This is a genomic window from Mycobacterium sp. NGS26, from assembly GCF_059813025.1.
Map to the genome: position 1 here is coordinate 232,261 of NZ_JCALDU010000003.1, position 23,000 is coordinate 255,260.

Annotated in this window: 16 protein-coding genes; 8 read left to right on the plus strand and 8 right to left on the minus strand. The window is 67.3% G+C overall.

Annotated elements, in window-relative coordinates:
- The first annotated feature begins 76 nt into the window (after nt 1–76).
- Nucleotides 77–1,345: a cytochrome P450 gene (locus tag AC5Y6X_RS12080; protein ID WP_499986671.1), complete on the plus strand. Its 1,269-nt coding sequence runs from the start codon at nt 77–79 to the stop codon at nt 1,343–1,345.
- Here the strand turns inward: AC5Y6X_RS12080 and AC5Y6X_RS12085 are convergent.
- The 4 genes from AC5Y6X_RS12085 to AC5Y6X_RS12100 form a co-directional block, all read right to left on the minus strand.
- Entirely contained in the window at nt 1,342–2,172 is an 831-nt protein-coding gene (locus tag AC5Y6X_RS12085) for a Sir2 family NAD-dependent protein deacetylase (protein ID WP_499986672.1), read from the minus strand. The two genes, AC5Y6X_RS12080 and AC5Y6X_RS12085, sit on opposite strands and share 4 nt — an antisense overlap.
- Before the next feature lie 96 nt (nt 2,173–2,268).
- Nucleotides 2,269–4,938 carry an ATP-binding protein gene (locus tag AC5Y6X_RS12090; protein ID WP_499986673.1) on the minus strand — a complete coding sequence of 890 codons (2,670 nt, stop codon included), beginning with the start codon at nt 4,936–4,938 and terminating at the stop codon, nt 2,269–2,271.
- A complete protein-coding gene (locus tag AC5Y6X_RS12095; RefSeq protein WP_499986674.1) occupies nt 4,935–8,108 on the minus strand; it encodes an ATP-binding protein in 3,174 nt (1,057 codons plus the stop codon). Before AC5Y6X_RS12095 ends, AC5Y6X_RS12090 begins: the two co-directional genes overlap by 4 nt.
- A gap of 140 nt (nt 8,109–8,248) precedes the next feature.
- Nucleotides 8,249–8,725 carry a CAP domain-containing protein gene (locus AC5Y6X_RS12100; protein WP_499987037.1) on the minus strand — a complete coding sequence of 159 codons (477 nt, stop codon included), beginning with the start codon at nt 8,723–8,725 and terminating at the stop codon, nt 8,249–8,251.
- Between the two features lie 167 nt (nt 8,726–8,892).
- Between AC5Y6X_RS12100 and AC5Y6X_RS12105 the strand changes: the two genes are divergently transcribed.
- Nucleotides 8,893–10,353 (plus strand): FAD-dependent oxidoreductase, encoded by a 1,461-nt coding sequence (locus tag AC5Y6X_RS12105; RefSeq protein WP_499986675.1) that lies wholly within the window; start codon nt 8,893–8,895, stop codon nt 10,351–10,353.
- Here AC5Y6X_RS12105 and AC5Y6X_RS12110 read toward each other — a convergent pair.
- From AC5Y6X_RS12110 to AC5Y6X_RS12120, 3 genes are read right to left on the minus strand one after another with little or no spacing between them, the layout of a single operon-like run.
- The gene (locus AC5Y6X_RS12110; RefSeq protein WP_499986676.1) at nt 10,346–10,723 is read right to left on the minus strand and encodes a nuclear transport factor 2 family protein; all 378 of its coding nucleotides are present in this window, start codon (nt 10,721–10,723) and stop codon (nt 10,346–10,348) included. The genes AC5Y6X_RS12105 and AC5Y6X_RS12110 overlap by 8 nt on opposite strands.
- A 49-nt stretch (nt 10,724–10,772) precedes the next feature.
- A complete protein-coding gene (locus AC5Y6X_RS12115; protein WP_499986677.1) occupies nt 10,773–11,912 on the minus strand; it encodes an amidohydrolase family protein in 1,140 nt (379 codons plus the stop codon).
- A gap of 60 nt (nt 11,913–11,972) precedes the next feature.
- Nucleotides 11,973–12,512 (minus strand): cysteine hydrolase family protein, encoded by a 540-nt coding sequence (locus AC5Y6X_RS12120; protein ID WP_499986678.1) that lies wholly within the window; start codon nt 12,510–12,512, stop codon nt 11,973–11,975.
- A 59-nt stretch (nt 12,513–12,571) separates the two neighbouring features.
- On the opposite strand from AC5Y6X_RS12120, the gene AC5Y6X_RS12125 reads away from it, so the two are divergent.
- A complete protein-coding gene (locus tag AC5Y6X_RS12125) occupies nt 12,572–14,614 on the plus strand; it encodes an NAD(+) synthase (RefSeq protein ID WP_499986679.1) in 2,043 nt (680 codons plus the stop codon).
- Here the strand turns inward: AC5Y6X_RS12125 and AC5Y6X_RS12130 are convergent.
- On the minus strand, nt 14,611–15,480 hold the full coding sequence (locus AC5Y6X_RS12130) for a PfkB family carbohydrate kinase (protein WP_499986681.1): 870 nt from the start codon (nt 15,478–15,480) through the stop codon (nt 14,611–14,613). The genes AC5Y6X_RS12125 and AC5Y6X_RS12130 overlap by 4 nt on opposite strands.
- Nucleotides 15,481–15,607: 127 nt before the next feature.
- Between AC5Y6X_RS12130 and AC5Y6X_RS12135 the strand changes: the two genes are divergently transcribed.
- The 5 genes from AC5Y6X_RS12135 (at nt 15,608) to AC5Y6X_RS12155 (ending at nt 22,930) form a co-directional block, all read left to right on the plus strand.
- A complete protein-coding gene (locus tag AC5Y6X_RS12135) occupies nt 15,608–17,821 on the plus strand; it encodes an adenylate/guanylate cyclase domain-containing protein (RefSeq protein WP_499986682.1) in 2,214 nt (737 codons plus the stop codon).
- Nucleotides 17,821–19,224, plus strand: coding sequence for a mechanosensitive ion channel domain-containing protein (locus AC5Y6X_RS12140; RefSeq protein ID WP_499986683.1), 1,404 nt, complete (start codon nt 17,821–17,823; stop codon nt 19,222–19,224). Before AC5Y6X_RS12135 ends, AC5Y6X_RS12140 begins: the two co-directional genes overlap by 1 nt.
- Nucleotides 19,225–19,293: 69 nt before the next feature.
- Complete coding sequence (locus AC5Y6X_RS12145) at nt 19,294–20,565, plus strand: glutamate-5-semialdehyde dehydrogenase (RefSeq protein WP_499986684.1); 1,272 nt, start codon at nt 19,294–19,296, stop codon at nt 20,563–20,565.
- Between the two features lie 35 nt (nt 20,566–20,600).
- Nucleotides 20,601–21,476 carry an AAA family ATPase gene (locus AC5Y6X_RS12150; protein ID WP_076064394.1) on the plus strand — a complete coding sequence of 292 codons (876 nt, stop codon included), beginning with the start codon at nt 20,601–20,603 and terminating at the stop codon, nt 21,474–21,476.
- 5 nt (nt 21,477–21,481) lie between these two features.
- Nucleotides 21,482–22,930: a vWA domain-containing protein gene (locus AC5Y6X_RS12155; protein WP_499986686.1), complete on the plus strand. Its 1,449-nt coding sequence runs from the start codon at nt 21,482–21,484 to the stop codon at nt 22,928–22,930.
- Nucleotides 22,931–23,000: the final 70 nt, after the last annotated feature.

Here is a 23,000-nt window from a genome sequence, read left to right on the forward strand (position 1 = left end):
CCGACCTTGGACATATTGACTAGACAGTATGTCTAGGCATATCGTCGGGTTCAAATCGGTTCTTTGGAGGATTCCCATGACGGCTATGACAGGGATGTCTGGCACCGCCCGTGCTTACGACCCGATCGATCTGTCCTCGCGCGCGTTCTGGTCTACCACCGCCGCGGACCGGGAACGCTCGTTTGCCGTGCTGCGGGCAGAGCGGCCGGTGAGCTGGCACCCACCGGTCGAGGACGCCCTGATGCCCGACCCGGACGACCCCGGCTACTGGGCCGTCACCCGGCGCGCCGACATCGTCACCGTCAGCCGCAACAACGAGGTGTTCCAGTCCGGCAAGGGCGTGATGTTCGAGAACATCCCGGCGGAGCTGCTCGAAGCGTCGCAGTCGTTCCTGGCGATGGACCCGCCCCGACACACCAAGTTGCGCAAGCTCGTCAGCGCCGCCTTCACCCCGCGGCAGGTTCGCCGCATCGAGGACTCGATCAAGGCGAATGCCAAGACCATCGTCGAGGAGCTCCGGGCGGCCGGCAGCGGGGCCGACTTCGTCGACCATTGCGCCAAGGAATTGCCCATCCGCACCCTGTCGGACATGGTGGGGATTCCCGAATCCGAGCGCGAGCACATGGCGCACGCCACCGACGCCATGGTGTCGTGGGCCGACCCCGCCTACCTCGACGGCCGCAACCCGATGGAGGTGCTGGTCGAGAACCAGGTGTACGTGCATCAGGTGGCCGGCGCGCTCGCGGCGGAGCGCCGTGAGCATCCCGGCGACGACCTGATCAGCAGCCTGGTGCACGCCGAGGTGGACGGCGACCGGCTTTCCGACGCCGACGTGGCCGCGTTCTTCGTGTTGCTCTCCGTCGCGGCCAACGACACCACCCGCCAGACCACCAGCCATGCCATGAAGGCGCTCACCGACTTCGGAGACCAAAGGGCATGGCTGCTAGAGGATTTCGACAACCGCATCGGCATCGCGGTCGAGGAATTCGTCCGGTGGGCCTCCCCGGTGATGACCTTCCGCCGCACCGCCGCAACGGATTACGAGCTGGGCGGCCAGACCATCCGGGCGGGCGAGAAGGTGGTGATGTTCTATCCGTCCGGCAACTGGGACACCGAGGTGTTCGACCACCCGGAGCGGTTGGATCTGAGCCGCAACCCCAACCCGCACGTCGGCTTCGGCGGCGGCGGAGCGCACTTCTGCCTCGGGGCGCACATGGCACGCGCGCAGCTGCGCGCCATCTTCGGCGAGCTACTGCGCCAGCTGCCGGACATCGAGGCGGGCGATCCGACCTACGTGGCGGGCAACTTCATCCACGCCGTGCGCAGCATGTCCTGTACATTCTAGGCCAACGCTCCGGCGAGTTCGGTGGCCAGCAGCGCCAGCAGCTCCGAGCAGCCGCCGTCGAGTTTGACGGTCGCCAGGCCATCGCCGCGGGTGGGGCCGCGGTTGACGATGGCGATCGGAATGTCCCGCGCGGCGGCGTGCCGCACGAACCTGTAGCCGGAGAACACCGTCAGCGACGAGCCCGCGACCAGCAGCGCCTCGGCTTCTTCGACCACCGAATACGCCTGGGCCACAGTGTCTTTGGGGACGCTTTCGCCGAAGTAGACGATATCGGGCTTGAGCATCCCGGCGCAGCTCGGGCAGTCGAGGTAGCGGAACGACTTGGTGTCGGCGACGACGGCGTCGGCGTCGGGCGCCACCGCCAGCCCGCCGATTGCCTCGGCGCGCTCGATGAACCCCGGGTTGAGCGCCTCGAGCTCTTCGGCCAGCGCCGCGCGGCTCATGGTGTGGCGGCAGTCCAGGCAGATCACTCGCGCGTAGGTGCCGTGCAGATTGACGACGTTGCGGCTGCCGGCCTTGGTGTGCAGCAGGTCGACGTTCTGGGTGATGACCCCGGTCACCACGCCGGCGCGCTCCAGCGCGGCCACCGCGCGGTGCCCGGCGTTCGGCAGCGTGTCGTCCATGTGCCGCCAGCCGACATGGTTGCGCGCCCAATAGCGCTGCCGGAACACCGGGTCGGAGGTGAACTGCTGGATGGTCATCGGGTTGCTCGGCGGCGAATCCGGGCCCCGGTAGTCGGGGATGCCGGAGTCGGTGGAGATCCCGGCGCCGGTGAGCACCGCGACTCGGCGCCCGGCCAACAGCGCGATCAGCTCCGGAGCATCCATGGCCCAAGGGTATCCACCCCTCCGCGAGCGTGCGCGTTTGCACATCGCCACGCCGATAATGCCGTCATTCTGCGCACCCTCGCGCGAGGCTGGGGTCTATTTCGCGACGGTGTTCAGTTCCGCTCGGGCCTGTTCGATTTGGTCGTATGCGTAGGTCACCATCTCGGCGGTGGTCATCGTCTCACCCTTGCGGGCGAGCGATTCGTAGGTTTGGTCGCCGAGGACCTCGTGAAGGTGGGTAATCGTTGTGGCGAGTTCGGGGAACCCCGCTGCGGTCATGGGATTGACCGTTGCGAAACCCGCGATGGTGGCCGCTGGCAGGTAGCGCCCGAACCGGTCGAGAACGAAAGCAAGCATGGCCAAGGGGTTATGCACCATGCCGAAGTTGCCCGACTCATGGTGATTGCGGACCGCCACGGCAAGGTAATTCAACGCCACCATCGGGTCGCCGTGTTCGGCCTCAATGCCGGAGACCAAGTAGGCCAGTTGTGTCTCATAGAAACGGTTGCCGCTGTCCCGCGCGATGAGCACACCGCGGCGCAGCGCTTCGAGAGCGCGGCCCGGCTCGGCGTTGCGGCAGGCAGCCCCGGACACGAGCAGTGCGTACGCAAGCAACCACGGATTGCGGCTCGCTTCAGCCGCATCGACGAGCCCGTTCGCGGCAACCATCGCCTCGTCAGTCGAACCGGAGACAGTCAACGCGAGCACAAGGTGCGCCCTGGCGTATGTGTTGGTGCCGCCACTGCGTGCCAGCTGGGCGCGACATAGCTCGACCCACCGGTCGAGCTGGCCGACAAAACCGTACGCACTCGCCAGCCAGCCCTCACCGACGTACGACACCTTGTCGCTGGCGGCGGCGATAACCCGCTGACCGACCTCGCTGTAGCGCACAGCCTCCTCGAAGCGTCCGATGACGCAGCACAGCGATGCCACCACGCACACCGCGGCCAGTCGAGGATGGTCGACGGCGCGAACAGGCTCTACCAGCTCTCCGGCCCAGGCTGTGGGTTCGTAGTTCCCCAGAGAGGAGCCGAGAAACGCAGCACATGTCGCGATGGCGGCAGCGGCGTCGAGATCGCCGCGGTCGGCAGCCCACCGAAACGCGGTACGCAGATTGGCCAGTTCGACGCTGAGCCAGCCGTACGCCTCGCGCTGGCGGGGACTGTCCCACAGGGCCAGGATGTCGGCTTCCCGCCCGGCGAAGTAGTGCGAGTGGGCGGTCCGCACCTCGGACGCTTCGTAGTGGCCGACGAGTTGGTCTTCGGCGAACTGGCGGATCGTCTCCAGCATCGAAAACCGGGTCCGCCCCGAAGATCGGTCGGCGATCAGCAGCGACTTGCGCACCAGTGCGTCGAGTACGTCAAGAACGGCGTACTCGTCGAGATCATCCGATGCAGCTACCGCGCAGGCGCCTTGGAGGTCAAATCCGCCCGCGAAGACCGAACAGCGTTCCAGCACTGACTTTTCGGTGTCGGCGAGAAGGTCGTAGGACCAGGCCACCGCATGGCGCAGCGTGTGGTGGCGTTCCAGGCCGCGCCGCGAGCCAACCAGCAGCCTGAATCGGTGATCAAGCCGATCACGCATTTCGCTGGCGGTCATCGACGCCATCCGGGAAGCGGCCAGTTCGATAGCCAATGGAATCCCATCCAGGCGCTGACAAATCTCGGTGACCGCAGCGGCCTCATCGCCGTCGACCATCGAGAAGCCCGGTGAAATGCCTTGAGCGCGTTCAACGAACAGACTCACCGCCACAGAATCGATTCCCGCGGCAGCGTCCAGCGAGCGCACCGGTCGAACCTGCTCGTCTGAAACTCCGAGTCCCTCGCGGCTGGTGGCCAGGATTCGCGCAGTCGCCGAGTGCGCGAGGACGGCTTCGATCAGGTCGGCGGCGGCGGTGAGAACGTGCTCGCAATTGTCGATCACCAACAGTCGGATCCGGCCCTCCAACGCAGCGGCCACCGACTCGCTGACGGTCTTGCCCGGCTGCTGGGTGATGCCCAGCACCGCGGCCACGGCGTCGGGTACCGCAGCCGGATCGGTCACCGCTGCGAGTTCGAAAAACCAAACACCGTCCGGGAATTCATCAGCTAGGTGTGCCGCGACTTCCAACGCCAGACGGGTCTTGCCGACCCCACCCACGCCGGTCAGCGTCACCAACCGATGCGACTTGACCGCCGCTTCGATCTCGGCGACCTCGGACTCACGTCCGATCAAGCTGGTGGTCGCAGGCCGCAGATTTCCCGGGGTCGTATCGAGTGCCCGCAATGGGGGAAACTCCTCGCGCAGGCCCGCTGCCCGTACTTGAAAAACACCGACCGGCCTTGGTACGTCCCGCAACCGCCGCGGCCCCAGATCCACCAGATCAACTCCAGTGAGCAGAACCGCCGTCGACTCGGCCAGGAGAATCTGACCACCGTTCCCGGCGCCCATCACCCGCGCCGCACGATTGAGCACCGCACCGAAGTAGTCGCCCGCCCGCAGTTCGGCTTCGCCGGTTGCGATGCCCATCCGCACGGGCAACTCCAGCGTCCGCTGCGCGGCAATGGCGGCATCCACCGCGGACGTTGGTGACGCGAATGCGGCACACACTCCGTCACCGGTGTGCTTGAACAAAAAACCGCCGTGCGCCTCGATCGCCGAGCGCAACACTTCGTCGTGTGCGGCGAGGGCCTTCCGCATCGCATCCGCGTCCGTCTCCCACCGACGGGTCGAACCCTCGATATCGGTGAACAAAAACGTCACAACTCCGGAAGGGGCAGCCGTCATGGCATCGCCTCGGCCCAGCCGATATGACCCTCGAAGCCAAGCCTTTTCGCCATGTCGCGGTAGCGATCCCGGTACTCGCGATAGCCGGCGTCGTCACCGTGAGCCCGCGCCAAACCAGCCCGGCAGCGCAGCAGCCAGATCTCGCGCGTTACCAGACCGTCCTCACCCCGCGCCGCGGCCAATTGCTCGACGGCGGCCTCGGCTTCGGCCATGTCACCGTCGGCCCCGCGATCGAGCAGTGTCTCCATCAGGACACCGGTCGCCAGCGAGCCGAGCGCCTGCAGCACTCCGTCGCGGAACAAATCGTCGACGGCGGCGCGCATCAGCGGTATCGCCTCATCGCGATCTCCACGCCGAACCATCTCACGCGCCCGGCACACGTTGATCGCCGGTAACAGACCCACGTTTTGGCCGCGGCTTCTGTACATTTCGCTGACCGTGGCCAGCAGCTCATTTCCGCGCTCACGCTCGGCGGCCGTGTGGCGGTGGACCAGCGCGACGCTGAGCGTCATGCGAGCGAAGGCCAACGCCACGTCATCGCCGGATCGTTCGGCGATCCGCACTGCGTCCTCGATCTCGCGCATCGCGGAATCCTCGGGCAGGAGCATGCCGCTCAGGATTCCGGGGAAGTAAACGTAGGCGATGACTCCGGTGTAGGAGAGGGGGTCGGCGTGGCGCGCCATGGCGATTGCTTGCCGCTGATCATCGCGCCATCCGGGAAGGCCCAGCGAACAACGGGCAATACCCCTAACCGCCAAGGCATTCGCCAGCGGACAGCCGATCATGAAGTTCCCCTTGGACGGGTCACCCTCGGCCAGGTCGATGGCCCGTTGTGACCACCGCAGCACCGTGGACCACTCAGACGTCGCGGTCTTGGCCCGGATCGGCAAGGGGGAGAGCCCCACCGTCAGCACCGGATTGTCGAGCGCCTCGATGAGCTCCCAGGCCTCGGATGCCAGCCGCGAGGCCTCGAGAATCCTGCCCTGATAGAGGCAATCGTGGCCCAGCCCCGCCGTGGCGATGGCCAGTGACGCCTTGTCCCCGGCGGCGCCACACAGCTCCCGCATTTCCTCGAAACGGGCGCCGGCAACATGTTCGTGGACTCGCCAGGCGATCGCGCACAACATCGTGCGCGGCGCAATGCGCATGGCTGCCCGGTCCGGCTCCCCGGCAGGCAAGGCGTCGGCGAGCATCCGGGCGCGCTCCCATCTGAAACGCGCCGCGGCGATGTCGCGGTTGGTCGCCCACTTCGCGGCGCGCATGTTCCAGCCGTATGCGTCGCGCAGGTCGCCGGCGGCCTGGAGATGGTCGGCGATCAGCGCGGCGTTCTGGTCGGCCGATTGCGGCTCGCGGGTTTCGATCGCGGCGGCTAGCCGCCGGTGCGACTCGGCGCGATCGGATTTCAGTTGAGCCTCGTAGGCCACGGTCCGAATCAGCGGATGGTGAAACGCATATTCGGCATCCGGCCCGTGCCGAACCTGTTTGATCAGCTCGGCGGTGATCAGCTCGTCGACGCGGGCGTCGATGCCCAGGCTGGCCAGCAGGTCGCAGCTGAAGCTGGATCCGATGACCGCCGCGGCGGCAAGGGTGCGTTTGGCCGCCGGGGGTAGCCGGTCGATGCGAGCGGCGATGGCGGCTTGCAGCGTGGCCGGTACTTGCACGTCGGTGACATCGGTGCGGCAGGAGTAGTTGGCGCGCTCGCCGACGAGTACGCCGCGTTGGGCGAGCTCCCGGGTGATCTCTTCGGCGAAAAACGGGTTGCCCGCCGCGCGTGCGGTGATGATCTGGCCGATCTCGGCGACTGACGGATCGGGGCCCAACAGTTCGGCGACCAGGGCGGCGGTTTCGGCATCGCTGAGGGGCGCGAGGGTGATGCCTTGCGCACCGGGCACCCGGCTCAGCGCGCCGCGATATTCGGGGCGGTAGCTGATCAGTACCAGCGAGCGCGTCCGCGGGATCACCTCGAGGAAGTCGGCCAGCATCGATTCGCTGACGGCATCGATCCAGTGGGCGTCCTCGATGACGTAGAGGGTGGGGGTTGTGCGGGCCAGTGATGCGGCATTGACCAGCGCGGTCAACCGTCGCCGTCGCGCGTCGGCATCGGTCTTGGGCAGGAAAAACTCGGGATCGGCGATGCCCAGCAGGTCGTCGAAGAGCGCCAGGTCCTCGAGGTCTGCGCCGCGAACCTGGGCATGGACCTGTGCGCGGGCCGCCTCCGCCTCGACGCCCTCGATCCCGGTGGCCGCGCGCAACAGCCGCGCCACCACGCGGAACGGAACGTCGGCGGCGTGCGATTCGCAAAAGGTGGTGAACACCTCCACACCTCGGACTGCTGCCATCGCGGCGACCTCGCGCACCAGACGGCTCTTGCCGATGCCGGGTGAGCCCACCACGCTGACCACACCGCCGTGGCCGTCGATTGCGCGCTCCAACAAAGCCTCGACGGTGGACAACTCGCACCGTCGACCGACCAGACTCGACTCGCCGTGCCCGACAACGCGATGCCCGTCTCCCAGGCCCAACAGCCGATACGCCACGACCGGCTCGTCCGCACCCTTGATCCGGACCAGCTCGGGATCGCCCAGAGTCGCAACGTCATCAACAAGTCGTTTCGTTGACGCGGTGAGCATCACCCCGCCCGGCGGGGCGACCGATTCCATCCGTTGCGCCATGCCGACCTGCTCACCGATGGCGGTGTAACCGAAAGGCCCGGAACCGATTTCACCGGCGATCACCTGACCGGAGTTCAGTCCCACCCGTATCCGGAGGTCCACGCCGTCGTGTTCTTGGACGTCGACGGCAAGCCGCGCGGCCTCGTCTTGAATCCCCAGGGCCGCCAGACCGGCACGAATCGCATGGTCCTCCAACGCCATCGGCGCGCCGAACACGGCCATGATCCCGTCGCCGGTGAACTTGTCCACCGTGCCGCCGTACCGCTTGACCACCGCCGAGCAGCGGTCGACAAGGCCGGTGATGATCTCGCGGAGCCGCTCCGGACCCACCGCCGCGGCGATGTCCATGGAGTGCACCACATCGGCGAACAGGATGGTGACCTGTTTGTACTCGGCGCGGGCATCTCCGTCTGGCAGCGGTGAACCACACCTATGGCAAAACCGGGCATTCTCCAAGGGCTCGCTGCCGCACGTCCGGCACGCTGCTATGGCAGTCACCCGACCCTCCGCCAATCCCGGCCCCCGGTTCTCACAGGATAGGCGATCGCAAACCCCACGAGGAGGGGTTCGCGGTGGTGATCGCTGTGCCGAGTGCTACGGCGGAGGTGGTGACTCGAAACGTCGTGGCCCGCCCGGTTTCAGGGGCTCGCGAAGTCACCCACGACGGTCATCTTGTTGCCGTCCGACGCGGTGGCGAAGCCGGCCGTGGTGAACGTGCAATTCAGGATGATCGCTCGGTGTGGGGGACTACCCATCCAGAGGTCGACCGCTGAGCTCGGGGTCGCAGCGGAGCCGGTGCCCCAATAGACGATCTCACCCGTGGCGCCGGTCGTCGGGTAGCCCGCATCCGCGATGCGCGCCCGCGGCGAAGAGCCATCCGAACCGATATGGCCGCTCACCCCGTTCGCCAGCATGTCGTTGGCGTGCCGCTGCGCCGAGGCTGCCAAACGCGGGTCGTCCCCCATCGGCCCGCACGTTTGGCGCAGCCGGCTGATGCCGCTGTACACCGCGGTCCCCGAATCGTCCGCGCGCGCGACAAAGCCAGCAACTGTGCCCGGAGTTGTGAAGACGGCGCAGATCGAGAAGACGGCGACAAATCTGACTTTCATCGTCACGTTGCCACTTGCCACGCGCTCGCGTTGCTGGTTAGCAAACAAATGCTACTCACGTTCGACCATAAAAGGCAGAGAATCAAAAGAGAATCAAAGGAGTAGTCGATTACTCTTCCCGGGCGGCGCCGCGCGGACACATACTTGACGCCTGTACAAGAAGAGGTGGTCTGATGTCCGCACCCCAGCCTCCGCTTGTGGAAAGCTGCGACGTCTGCATCGTCGGAGCCGGCATCGCCGGGCTCAACGCCCTGTTCGCCGCGAGCCGATACCTGTCGCGCGACCAGAGGGTGATCCTGATCGACCGTCGGGCGCGTGTCGGCGGCATGTGGGTCGACGTGTACTCCTATGTGCGCCTGCACCAGCCGCATCCCATGTTCACCGCGGGCGACATCGAGTGGACGCTCGGCAAGGATCGCGGCTACCTGGCGACCAAGGACGAGGTGCTCGACCATTTTCGGCACTGCGTCGACGTGATCCGGGAGCGCGTGCGGGTCGATGAGTACCTCGGCTGGGACTTCGAGTCGGCGGAAGAAGCCGACGGCATCGTGCGGGTCACCTGTCGGGCCGCCGACGGTCGGGTGCTCGTCGTCGAGGCAAGGCGGTTGATCAAAGCCTTTGGTCTGGCAATCACGACGAACCAGCCGCTCGAGCTGTCCAGCAAGCGCATCCATTCGGTGTCGCCCGACTACTGCGACGTTCGGGCGGGCGATATCAGGGAAAGCGACGCGCCCGTGTGGATCATCGGCGGCGGAAAAACCGCGATGGACACCGCGCACGCACTGATCACGGCGTACCCCGGTCGCGAAGTGAACCTCGTCGCCGGCCGGGGAACGTTCTTCTCCAGCCGGGACAACCTTTTCCCGAGCGGCGCCCGACGGTGGTGGACTGGCACGCCGGGGAGCACGATCGGCGCACAGATGGGTCGCCGGTACGACGGCACCAACGAATCGGAGGTCCAGGGCTGGTTCCGCGCCACCTACGGCACCTACCTGACTCCGCAGGCGGACAACTTCGTGTTGGGGGTGCTGTCCGAGGCCGAAAACCGCACCATCTCAGCAGGTCTCAACGATGTCGTCATGGACTATTTCGAGGACGCGGTCGATCGCAACGGCACGACCGAGTTGGTGTTCCGAAGCGGATCGACGAAGACGATCCAACGCGGCAGCTGGGTGGTCAACTGCACCGGATACGTCAAATTCCCCGACGACAACTCCTACGAGCCGTACGTTTCGCCCAGTGGCGCAGTCGCTTCCATCAATGTGCGGTCGGCCATACTGCACCTACCCGCGTTCATGGGCTACTTCATGGGCCACCTGCTGTTCCTCGACAAGCTCGGCGAGATCCCGCTCTACGAAATCGACTGGCAGGAACTGCGGCAAAAGTCACCGTTGGCGTTTCCGTACGTGCTGTTCGCGCTCATCCAGCACAACCTCAGCCTGATCTACGACAACGTCCCCAGGCGCGTATTCGCCGAGAACAGCCTCGATTTCGACAAGTGGTACCCGCTGCCGCGCCGCTTGCCGGGCATGGCACGGTTCGTGCTCACCCACCGCCGCGAACGCGAGCGCCAGCGCCGTGTGCTCGACACCGTGCGGGAGCGATTCGACATCCGTTGCGGTCCACTCAAGTAGCGATCTGAGTCTGCTGATACAGCGCGAGCTTCCAGCCGTCCTGCGTGCGGTGGTACACGCTCGACATCGCCCCGACGAAAGCGGGTTCCGCGCCTTCGCGGTACCCGGTTCCGGTGTAGACCAGCGCCGCGTTGTCGTCATCGAGTTGGACCAACCGCACATCGCCGATGTCGTATGCGCGCCACGGCGGGGACTCGGACAGCGCCGATACGACGGCGTCGCGGTCCATCACCATGCCGTTGGCGAGCACCATCACCGCATCGGGCAGCATCGCGCCGCCGTAGAACTCCGAACCGGTCGCGTTGCACAACGAATCCCAGCCCGCCCGTTCGAGTTCCATCAGTGCGTCGAGCACCGAATTGTCAGTCATGCATGGTGGGTACCCATTTTGGCCGGCGCAACAGCGCGACGGCGCTCGCCTATCGGTTGAGCAACGAGTCGACGTTGGTGTGAAACAGGCCGGGCAGTTCCTGCTCGTCGCAGCCCATCCGCCGGTAGTCGTCCAGCGGCGTCGCGGTCCCCTCGGAGTGGGGATAGTCGCTGCAGAACATGAACACGTCGCCGCTCATCGTGGCCAGCTGCCTGGGGTTCTCGTAGGAGAACGAGGACACCCGGACATGATCGAGAAAGTATTCGCTCGGCCGCCGGGACAGTTCCGCCGTCGGCTTGCCGTTGAGCATCGTGGTGAACGCGGACGCCCCGTCCAACATCATCAGAAACTGCGGCACCCAGGCGGAGCTGAGCTCGACCACGCCGAAGCGCAGGCCCGGATGACGCTCGAACACGCCGTGCAGGATCAGGTCGGATAACGCCAGCGCCGGTGGCACCCATAGGAATACCGCCTCGGTGGCGGGCACCAGATCCTGGGCCGGGTCGTCGTGATACCAGCAATCGTCGAAGACGCGCACCTGATCGGCGACGTGGAACACCGGCGTGACGGCGTGGTCGACGAACGCGGACCAGATCCGGTCGTGCTCGGGATGCGACAGCTCCCGGCCGTCCACCGGCCCGGCGCCGATCATCGCGAGCGTGACGCCGGCGCCCGCCAGCGCATCCAGCTCGGCCTCGAGCCACTCCGGGTCGCGCAACGTCAGGTGCGCCACCGGATGCAGCCGCCCGCCCCCTTCGGCCCGCACGATCGCGCACCACCGGTTCCATGCCGTCATGTTGGCGGTCATCGCCGGAAGTGACGACGACAGGCGGCGCTCCCAGAGCAGCCCGAAATTGGGGAACAGGACCGCCTCGTCGAGCCCCGCACCGTCGAGCCAGCGAACGCGGGACGCGGGCTCCCAATAAGAGGCGGGCAGCGCCTCGTCGTACCGATACGAGGAGCGCCTGCCGGCCCGCTGGCGCTTGCGGTGTTCCCCGCACGACGCGGTGTTGCCGGGCAGGTGGACGTCGGCCAGCGCAAGCTGAGCGCCGTGCCAGCTGAGCCAGGTGTAGCCCAGTTCGTCGTCGACCAGGCTCAGCGCGTCATCGCGCGCGGCCGGGTCGATGTGGTCGGCCCACAGCGAACGGCCCTCGTAGAGGTGTTGGTCCGAGTCGACGATGCGAGCCACACCGCCAGTTGTCCCACCGCCGGCGTGCCGCGTCAAGGCCCGGAAAGGGCGCCCGGCCGCTCAGCCGAGGCAGTCCGCCGCGGTGGTGAGCTCGGCGGACATGTTCTGCTCCATCATCTTCAGCGCCGCCGCGCCCAGGTCGGCGTCGATGTGGGCGACGGCGTCGGTCGGGATCACGACGGCGAAGTGGCGGACATAGGCGTCGAGCGCGGTGTAGAGGATGCACTGCTCGGTGACCTGGCCGGTGACGATCAACCGCTTGGTCTCGAGGCGACCCAGCAGGTACGCCAGCGCCGTCGCGTAGAAGGCGCTGTGGCGGACCTTGGTCAGTACGCGGCATTCTTGCGACGGCACGATCGGCTTGACCAGATCGGGCCGCGCGCCGTCGCACGCCGAGCGGACGATGTCGGAGAACTGGGCGGTGAAATCGCCGTAGTTGTCGTTGACGTACACCAGGTCCACGCCGTCGGCGGCCCGGGCGCGGCGAACCAGATCGGCCAGCGGCTCGATGATCTTTTCGACGTTGGGTACGAGGTCTTCGGCGTCGGGATGCCGGTAGGTGTTCATCATGTCGATCACGACGACGGCGGTATCGCTCACGCTGTCGGGGATACCCGGCGCATGCTTTTTGACACCGGGCAGGCGACAATGGAAGGGCGATGGACTTTTACAACTGCTACAGCCAGGGCTTTGTCCGGGTCGCCGCGTGCACGCACCACACCACGATCGGCGACCCGGCGGCCAACGCCGAGTCGGTCCTGCGGTTGGCGCGCGAGTGCCACGACGAGGGCGTCGCCCTGGCCGTGTTCCCGGAGCTGACGCTGTCCGGCTACTCCATCGAGGACATCGTGCTGCAGGACCTGTTGCTCGACGACGTGGAGGCCGCCGCCTCCGACATCGTCGCGGCGTCCGCCGAGCTGTTGCCGGTGCTGGTGGTCGGCGCCCCACTGCGGTACGGGCAGCGCATCTACAACACGGCGGTCGTCATCCACCGCGGCGCGGTGCTCGGGGTGGTGCCCAAGTCGTACCTGCCTACCTACCGCGAGTTCTACGAGCGTCGCCAGATCTCTCCCGGGGACGACGAGCGCGGCGTCATCCGCATCGGCGACACCCGGGCCCCGTTCGGGCCCGACCTGCTGTTCGCCGCGTCCGACCTGCCGGACTTCGTGTTGCACGTCGAAATCTGCGAGGACATGTTCGTGCCGATTCCGCCCAGCGCGGAAGCCGCGTTGGCGGGTGCCACGGTGCTGGCGAACCTGTCCGGCAGCCCGATCACCATCGGGCGCGCCGAGGATCGTTGCCTGCTGGCCCGCTCGGCGTCGTCGCGTTGCCTCGCCGCCTACGTCTACGCCGCGGCGGGCGAGGGCGAATCGACCACCGACCTGGCCTGGGACGGCCAGACCATGGTGTGGGAGAACGGCGTGCTGCTCGCCATGTCCGAGCGCTTCCCGAAGGGGGAGCGAAGCAGCGTCGCCGACGTCGACACCGGGCTGCTGCGCTCGGAGCGGCTGCGGATGGGAACCTTCGACGACAACCGGCGTCACCACCGCGCGTCGGCTGAGTCGTTCCGGCGCATCGAGTTTCGCCTGGACCCGCCTTCCGGAGACATCGGGTTGCGGCGCGTGGTGGAGCGGTTTCCGTTCGTCCCCGCCGATCCGCAACGGCTGCAACAGGATTGCTATGAGGCCTACAGCATCCAGGTCGCCGGGCTGGAACAGCGGCTGCGCGCGCTGAACTACCCGAAGGTGGTCATCGGGATCTCCGGTGGGCTGGACTCGACGCATGCGCTGATCGTCGCCGCGCGCGCAATGGATCGCGAGAAGCGGCCGCGCAGCGACATCCTGGCGTTCACGCTGCCCGGCTTCGCCACCGGAGATCGCACCAAGCGCAACGCGATCGAGCTGTGCCGCGCGCTCGGGGTCACCTTCTCCGAGATCGACATCCGCGACACCGCGCAGCTGATGCTGAAGGAGATCGACCATCCGTTCTCCCGCGGCGAAAAGGTCTACGACGTCACCTTCGAGAACGTGCAGGCCGGATTGCGCACCGACTACCTCTTCCGCCTGGCCAATCAGCGCGGCGGCATCGTGCTGGGCACCGGCGACCTCTCCGAGCTGGGGCTGGGCTGGTCGACATACGGTGTCGGCGACCAGATGTCGCACTACAACGTCAACGCCGGCGTGCCCAAGACGCTGATCCAGCACCTGATCCGCTGGGTGATCTCGTCGGGGCAGTTCCAATCCGACGTGTGCGAGGTGCTGCAGTCGGTGCTCGACACCGAGATCACGCCGGAACTCGTTCCCAGCGGGGAAGAGGAAGAACTGCAGAGCAGCGAGGCGAAGGTGGGGCCGTTTGCGCTGCAGGACTTTTCGCTGTTCCATGTCCTGCGCTTCGGGTTCCGGCCGTCGAAGATCGCGTTCCTGGCCTGGCATGCGTGGAGCGACCCCGAGCGTGGCAGCTGGCCGCCCGGCTTCCCGGTGGACAAGCGCCCGTCGTATTCGCTCAAGGAGATCCGGCACTGGCTGGGGGTCTTTGTGCAGCGGTTCTATTCGTTCAGTCAGTTCAAGCGCTCGGCATTGCCCAACGGCCCCAAGGTGTCTCATGGCGGGGCCCTGTCGCCGCGCGGGGATTGGCGTGCCCCCTCGGACATGTCGGCGCGCATCTGGCTCGACGAGATCGAGCGCGAGGTCCCCGAGGACTAGCGCAACGCCGCCTCGATTGCCGTGGTGTCCGGCGCGCAGTCACCGGCGCCGGGAACCAGCGTCGACAGCGCCGCCGCGGCGCAGGCCCGCCGCAGGGCGTCGAGCCGATCGGCCCGCGAACCCGGGTTGCGCGGCCAACTCGCGGCCAGCACCCCGGCGAACACGTCGCCGGCGCCGGTCGTGTCCACCGCGCCGACCGCGGGAGCGGGCACCCGGAACTCGCCGTCGGGACCGGCGCAGCCGGCGCCGCGCGCGCCGAGGGTGGTCACCAAGTAGGTTGGCCGCCAGGGCCATTCGCGGGCCTCGGCCTCGTTGACGATCACCACGTCCGCGACGGATGCCAGCTCGGCGAGCGAGCTTTGGTCCCGGCCGGCGGGTGAGGCGTTCACCATGACGACAGCTCCCGTCGCCTGGGCAGCGCGCGCCGCGGCCACCGCCGTCGGCACCGGAATCTCCAACTGGGTCAACAACACTTCGCAATCCGTGACGGCCGCGCGCGCGGCGCCGTCGGCCAGCGTCAACCGCCCGTTGGCGCCCGGTGCCACCACGATGGTGTTCTCGGCGCCGGCGTCGACGACGATGATCGCCGTTCCACTCGGCCCGGGCATCGCGACGGTCCCGTCCAGCCCAACGCCGTTGACCAACAGGTGGGCCCGCAACTGTTCGCCGGCCGCATCGTCGCCGACCGCGCCGACGAACTGCACCCGCGCGCCCGCGCGCGCCGCGGCGACCGCTTGGTTGCCGCCCTTGCCGCCGGGCGCGTAGGTCAGCGACGACGCCAGCACCGTCTCGCCGGGGCGCGGCAGGGTAGCGACGTCCAACGTGAGGTCCATGTTCACGCTGCCCACCACGCAAACCCGCGCCATCCCGCCGACGGTAGTCGCATCGGTGGGACCATTTCGACGCCGAACGCTTCGTGCAAACCCCAATTTCTCGGGTTTTGCGCGCTAGTCTGCTGCGTTAGCGATGCCGAATCTAGGAAGGCGGAAGGCATTGACATCGAGCGAGCTCAAAGACGCCGAACCGACCGCCGATCTACCGGAAAGCGCGCCGGAATCCGCCCCGGCCGAAAAGACCCACGGTGCTTCCCGCCGACGGGTGTGGCGCCGTTTCCGGTTCGGCATCCAATCCAAGATTCTGGTGGCCTTGCTTCTGTCGAGCATCCTGGGTGTGGCGGTGATCGCCCTCATCGGGGCGATGTCCGGTCGCACCGCGTTGCGGCAAGTCGAATCCGACCGGCTGATCGAGTTGCGCGAGTCCCAGAAGCGGGCGGTGGAGGCACTGTTCCGGGAGGTGACGAATTCGCTGATCGTCTACAGCGGCGGATACACCGTCAACGACGCCACGACGGCGCTCACCGCGGGCTTCGCTCAATTGGCCAACGCGACGATCACCCCCGCCCAGCAACAGGCGCTGGTCGGCTACTACGACAACGAGATGCTCAAACCGATCAAGCAGCGCACCGGTGAGGGCATCGACATCAACGCGGTTCTGCCGAGTTCGGCCGCGCAGAAGTACCTTCAGGCGTACTACACCGCGCCGCCGAGGCCGAGTGCCGACTCGCTGCCCGTCGAGGACGCCGGCGACGGCAGCGCGTGGTCGGCGGCCAACGCGCGCTTCGATTTCTACATCCGCGGCATCGTCAGCCGCTTTTCCTATCGGGACGCGCTGCTGCTGGACATGCAGGGCAATGTCGTCTACAGCGTCATGAAGGGGCCCGACTTCGGAACCAACATCCTCACCGGCCCCTATCGCGAATCAAACCTGCGCGACGCCTACGAAAAGGCGTTGGCCTCCAACGACGTCGACTACGTGTGGATCACCGACTTCCAGACGTATCAACCGCACCTCGGCGAACCCACCGCGTGGGTGGTGTCGCCGGTCGGCATGAACGGCAAAATCGTGGGGGTCATGGCCCTGCCGGTGCCGATCGCAAAGATCAACAAGATCATGACCGCCGACAAGCACTGGGACCGCGCCGGTATGGGCGCCGCCACCGAGACGTATCTGGCGGGTCCCGACAACTTGATGCGTTCGGATTCGCGGCTCTTCCTGGAAGACCCGAGGGAATACCGGCGTGAGGCCATAAACGCCGGCACGCCCCCCGATGTCGCGGACCGGGCGATCCGGTTGGGTGGCACGACGCTGGTGCAGCCGGTTGGAACGGCGGGCCTTCGGGCCGCCCAACGCGGCGAGACTGGAGTCGTCAGTGCCACCGATTACACCGGCAACAAGGAACTGGAAGCCTACGCCCCGTTGAACGTGCCGAATTCCGATCTGCATTGGTCGGTCCTGGCGACCCGAGATAATTCCGACGCCTTCGCGCGGCTGGGCAGGTTCAGCAAGGGGCTCGTGATCGCGGTCACGACAATGGTTTTCGCCATCTGTGTGGCCTCGATGCTCATCGCCCAGGCGGCGGTGCGCCCCGTCCGCCGCCTCGAGGAGGGCACGCGGAAGATCAGCTCCGGCGACTACGAAATCAACATCCCGGTGAGGTCACGCGACGAGATCGGTGATCTGACTGCGGCTTTCAACGAGATGAGCCGCAATCTGGCGATCAAAGAGGAGCTGCTCAACGAGCAGCGCCGGGAAAACGACCGCCTGTTGCTTTCGCTGATGCCCGAGTCGGTGCTGCAACGCTATCGTGAGGGCGAGGAGAACATCGCCCAGAAACACCACGACGTCGGCATCATCTATGCCGACATCGTCGGCCTCGACGAAATCTCCAACGTGTTGCCGGAGGACGAACTGGTCGGGATTGTCGATGAACTGTTCCGCCAGTTCGATTCGGCCGCGGAATCCCTTGGCGTGGAACGGATTCGCACGTTCCACAACGGCTATCTGGCCAGCTGTGGCGTCGTCACCCCGCGGCTGGACAGCATTCACCGCAGCGTTGACTTCGCCCTCGAAATCAGCCGGATCATCGATCGATTCAATACCGAGACCGGCCACCAGCTTCGCCTCCGGGTCGGCATCAACACCGGCAACGTCGTCAGCGGGCTGGTGGGCCGCTCCGGCCTGGTCTACGACATGTGGGGTGGCGCGGTGAGCCTGGCCTACCAGATGCACAGTGGCGCACCGCAGCCCGGCATCTATGTCAGCTCGCACGTATACGAGGCGATGCGGGACGTCCGGCAGTTCACTCCCGCCGGCGCGATCTCGGTGGGCGGCGCCGATCAGGCGATCTACCGGTTGTTGGAGCGGTAATGAACGTATTCGACTCGTCGTGGTTCTACTGGGCGGTGGGTATCGCGGTCGGATTGCCGGTCGGGCTGATCCTTTTCACCGAGCTGCAGGACGCGCTCCTGCGCAGGAACAGCAAGTTGGCCGGGCCGGTGAGCCTGATTCGCAACTACCTGCTGCCGCTGGCCGCGCTGCTGCTGTTGCTCGTCAAGGCATCGGAGATCCCGGCCGGGGACGTCCCGGTGCGCGTGCTGACCACGGTGTTCGGCTTCCTGGTGATGGTGCTGTTGCTGTCGGGGCTCAACGCCACCGTCTTCGAGGGCGCGCCCGAAGACAGCTGGCGCAAACGCCTGCCCACCATCTTCATCGACGTCGCGCGCTTCGTGCTGATCGGCGTGGGTCTGGTCGTGATCCTGTCCTATATCTGGGGCGTGCGAGTCGGCGGCTTGTTCACCGCGCTGGGCGTGACGTCGGTGGTCATCGGCCTGATGCTGCAGAACTCCGTCGGCCAGATCGTCTCGGGTTTGTTCATGCTGTTCGAGCAGCCGTTCCGGATGAACGATTGGCTGGACACCGGGACGGCGCGGGGCCGCGTTGTCGAAGTGAACTGGCGGGCCGTGCACATCGACACGGGCAGCGGGATGCGCGTCACGCCGAACTCGATGCTGGCCACGACGGCGTTCACGAACCTCAGCCGTCCGTCGGGCTCCCACAAACTGGCGATGACGACCACGTTTTCGGTGGCCGACCCGCCCGACCAGGTGTGCGCCATGCTTTCGCGGGTCGCCCTCGGGCTGCCGCAGCTGCGGGGCGACAGCGTGCCCCGCTCGGTGCCGCTGGGCGGCGCCGAGTACCGCACCAGCATCGGGTTGGCCTCGCCGGCCGATGACGGCGCCGCGCGGGCAACGTTTCTGCGCTGGATCTGGTACGCGGCCCGACGCGAGGGGCTGCACCTCGACGACTGCGACGACGACTACTCGACCACCGAACGCGTGGAAAAGGCGGTGCGCACCGTGGTGGCGCCGGCTTTGCGACTGAACGCCGACGAACAGCGATCGCTGCACACCTGCGCCAGGCTCGTTCGATACGGCGCCGACGAAACCGTGGAGTACGCCGGCCAGGTGCCCGACGCGATGAGGTTCCTGGTCGCGGGCCGCGTGCAGCTGGTCGCGACGGCCGACGACGGGTCGGCCGTGCCGATCAGCACGCTGGTGCAGGGATCATTCCTGGGACTGACCGCGCTGACGCGGCAACCGAACATGGCGAGCGCGTACGCGCTCGAAGAGGTGACCGCGCTGGAGATCGATCGCGAGCACGTCGAGCATCTCGTGATGCGTGAACCGTTGCTGCTGCAGAACTTTGGCCGCATCCTCGAAGAACGCCAGAGCAAGGTGCGGCAGGCCCGGCGCGGTGAGCGGGTGGCGTGAGCCGACGGCGCCGGACGCTGCGCGAGGGGCAGCCAAACCCGGTCGGCCAAGGACCGATACGCTGGTCAAATGAGTCTGCAAGCACCGTCCCGGAGCGGAGCGACCCAACAGCAGCAATCCGACTCGCGCCGAGAGGTCCATGATGCCGCCCGCCGCGCCCGCGTCGCCTCGCGGGTCCTGGCGTTGTTGCCGACGGTGGCCAAGGACCAGGCGCTGCAGTCCGCCGCGGACGCGATCGCGGCCCACGTCGATTTGATCCTGGCGGCCAACGGCGAGGATCTCAAGGCGGCCGAGGCCGCCGGCACCCCGTCCGCGATGCTCGACCGGCTGGCGCTGGACCCCAAACGTGTCGAAGGAATCGCCGCCGGCCTGCGACAGGTCGCGGGGCTGCCCGACCCGGTCGGTGAGGTGCTGCGCGGTTACACGCTGCCGAACGGGCTGCAGTTGCGGCAGCAGCGGGTCCCGCTGGGCGTGGTCGGCATGATCTACGAGGGCCGGCCCAACGTCACGGTCGACGCGTTCGGTCTGGCGCTAAAGTCCGGCAACGCCGTGTTGCTGCGGGGCAGCTCGTCGGCGTCGAAGTCAAACCAGGTGCTCGTCGAGGTGCTGCGCGCTTCCCTGGTGAGCGAGGACCTGCCCGCCGACGCGGTTCAGCTGCTTTCGGCCGCGGACCGGTCCACGGTCACCCACCTGATCCAGGCTCGCGGCCTGGTCGACGTGGTGATCCCGCGCGGCGGAGCCAGCCTGATCGACGCGGTGGTCCGCGACGCGCAGGTGCCCACCATCGAGACCGGCGTGGGGAACTGCCACGTCTACGTGGACGGGGGCGCCGACCTGGAGGTGGCCGAACGGGTCCTGCTGAACTCCAAGACCCGGCGGCCCAGCGTCTGCAATGCCGCCGAGACGCTGTTGGTCGACGCCGCGATCGCCAGGGAGGCCGTGCCCAGGCTGGTGTCCGCCCTGCAGGACGCCGGGGTGACGGTGCACCTCGATCCCGACGAGGAGAACCTGCGCCGCGAATACCTCGCGATGGAGATCGCGGTGGCGGTGGTCGACGGCGTCGACGCCGCGATCGCCCACGTCAACGAGTACGGCACCGGACACACCGAGGCCATCGTGACCGACAATATGGCTGCCGCGCAACGGTTTACCGACGGAGTCGACTCCGCGGCGGTGATGGTCAACGCGTCGACGGCGTTCACCGACGGCGAGCAGTTCGGTTTCGGCGCCGAGATCGGCATCTCCACGCAGAAGCTGCATGCTCGCGGGCCGATGGGGTTGCCGGAACTGACCTCGACCAAATGGATTGCGTGGGGGGACGGCCAAACTCGTCCGGCCTGACGCCCGCGCGCCAATGCTTTAGGAGAACTGAGATTGTGAGCGTGCCCGCCCGACCCGTGCCGCTGTTCGCGGACATCAACGATGTTTCGCGGCGGCTGGCCGAAACCGGTTATCTGCCGGACACCGCCACCGCGACGGCCGTCTTCCTGGCCGACCGGCTCGGCAAGCCGCTGTTGGTGGAGGGTCCCGCCGGGGTGGGCAAGACCGAGCTGGCCCGCGCCGTCGCCCAGGCCACCGGCTCGGGTTTGGTCCGGCTGCAGTGCTACGAGGGTGTCGACGAGGCGCGGGCGCTGTACGAGTGGAACCACGCCAAGCAGATCCTGCGCATCCAGGCCGGCTCCGGGGACTGGGACGCGACCAAGAGCGATGTGTTCAGCGAGGAGTTCCTGCTGTCGCGTCCGCTGCTGACCGCCATCCGGCGCACCGAGCCGACCGTGCTGCTGATCGACGAGACCGACAAGGCCGACATCGAGATCGAGGGCCTGCTGCTGGAGGTGTTGTCCGACTTCGCGGTGACCGTCCCGGAGCTGGGCACGCTGACCGCCGAGCGGGCGCCCTTCGTGTTGTTGACCTCCAACGCCACCCGCGAGCTGTCGGAGGCGCTCAAGCGCCGCTGCCTGTTCCTGCACATCGACTTTCCCAGCCCCGACCTGGAGCGCCGCATCCTGCTGTCCCGGGTTCCCGAGCTGCCCGCCCACCTCGCCGAGGAATTGGTGCGCATCATCGGGGTGCTGCGCGGGATGCAGCTCAAGAAGGTGCCGTCCATCGCCGAGACCATCGACTGGGGCCGCACACTGCTCGCGCTGGGCCTGGACACCATCGACGACGCCGTCGTCGCCCAGACGCTGGGTGTGGTCCTCAAGCACCAGTCCGACCAGCAGCGCGCCAGCGGCGAGCTCCGGCTGAACTAGGAATCATGGCCGTCCGCCGCATCCGCCCCACCCGGCCGCTCGCCCCGCACGGGCTGCCCGGTCACCTGGTGGGCTTCGTGGAAGCGCTTCGCGGACAGGGCATTTCGGTCGGGCCGTCGGAGACGGTGGACGCGGGCCGGGTGATGGCCACCCTCGGACTGGGCGACCGCGAGGTGCTGCGCGAGGGCATCGCCTGCGCGGTGCTGCGGCAACCCGATCACCGCGAGACCTACGACGCGATGTTCGACCTGTGGTTCCCCGCGGCGCTGGGGGCGCGCGCGGTGGTCTCGGAGGACGAGGCGGGGCCGGAGGGCGATCCGGGCGGTTTGCCGCCCGACGACCTCGAGGCGATGCGCCAGATGCTGCTCGACCTGCTCACCGACAACCCCGACCTTGCCGACATGGACGAGCGGCTGGTCGCAATGGTCGCGCGGATCGTGGAGGCCTACGGGAAATACAGTTCCAGCCGCGGTCCGTCGTTCTCGTCGTACCAGGCGCTCAAGGCGATGGCCCTCGACGAGCTGGAGGGCAAGCTGCTGGCGGGGCTGCTCGCCCCGTACGGCGACGAGCCGAGCCCCACCCAGGAGCAGATCGCCAAAGCGCTTGCCGCGCAACGGATCACCCAGCTGCGCAAGCTGGTCGACGCCGAGACCAAGCGGCGCACCGCCGAGCAACTGGGCCGCGAGCACGTCCAGATGTACGGCATCCCACAGCTGTCGGAGAACGTCGAGTTCCTGCGGGCCTCCGGCGATCAGCTGCGCCAGATGCAGCGGGTGGTCGCACCGCTGGCCCGCACCCTGGCGACGCGGCTGGCGGCCCGACGGCGCCGCGCTCGCGCCGGGTCGATCGATCTGCGCAAGACGCTGCGCAAGTCGATGTCCACCGGCGGGGTGCCGATCGACGTGGTGTTGGCCAAACCGCGCCCGGCACGCCCGGAACTGGTGGTGCTGTGCGACGTGTCCGGTTCGGTCGCCGGGTTCAGCCACTTCACCCTGCTGCTGGTACACGCCCTGCGCCAACAGTTCTCGCGCGTTCGGGTCTTCGCCTTCATCGACACCACCGACGAGGTCACCCACATGTTCGGGCCCGAGGCCGACCTGGCCGTGGCGATCCAGCGGATCACCCGGGAGGCCGGCGTCTACAGTCGCGACGGTCACTCCGACTACGGCAACGCCTTCGTCTCGTTCCTGCAGGCCAACCCGAATGTGCTGTCGCCGCGCAGTTCGCTGCTGGTGCTCGGCGACGGCCGCACCAACTACCGCGACCCTGCCATCGACGTGCTGGCCGACATGGTGACCGCCAGCCGGCACGCGCACTGGCTCAACCCCGAGCCCAAACACCTGTGGGGCAGCGGCGACTCGGCCGTGCCGCGCTACCAAGAGGTGATCACGATGCACGAGTGCCGGTCCGCCAAGCAGCTGGCCGCGGTGATCGACCAGCTGCTGCCGGTCTGAGGGTCCCGGCGAGCGTGCGTAGGTGTCCGCACGGCGGCACGCCGCGTCGGGCGTACAACTGCGCACCCTC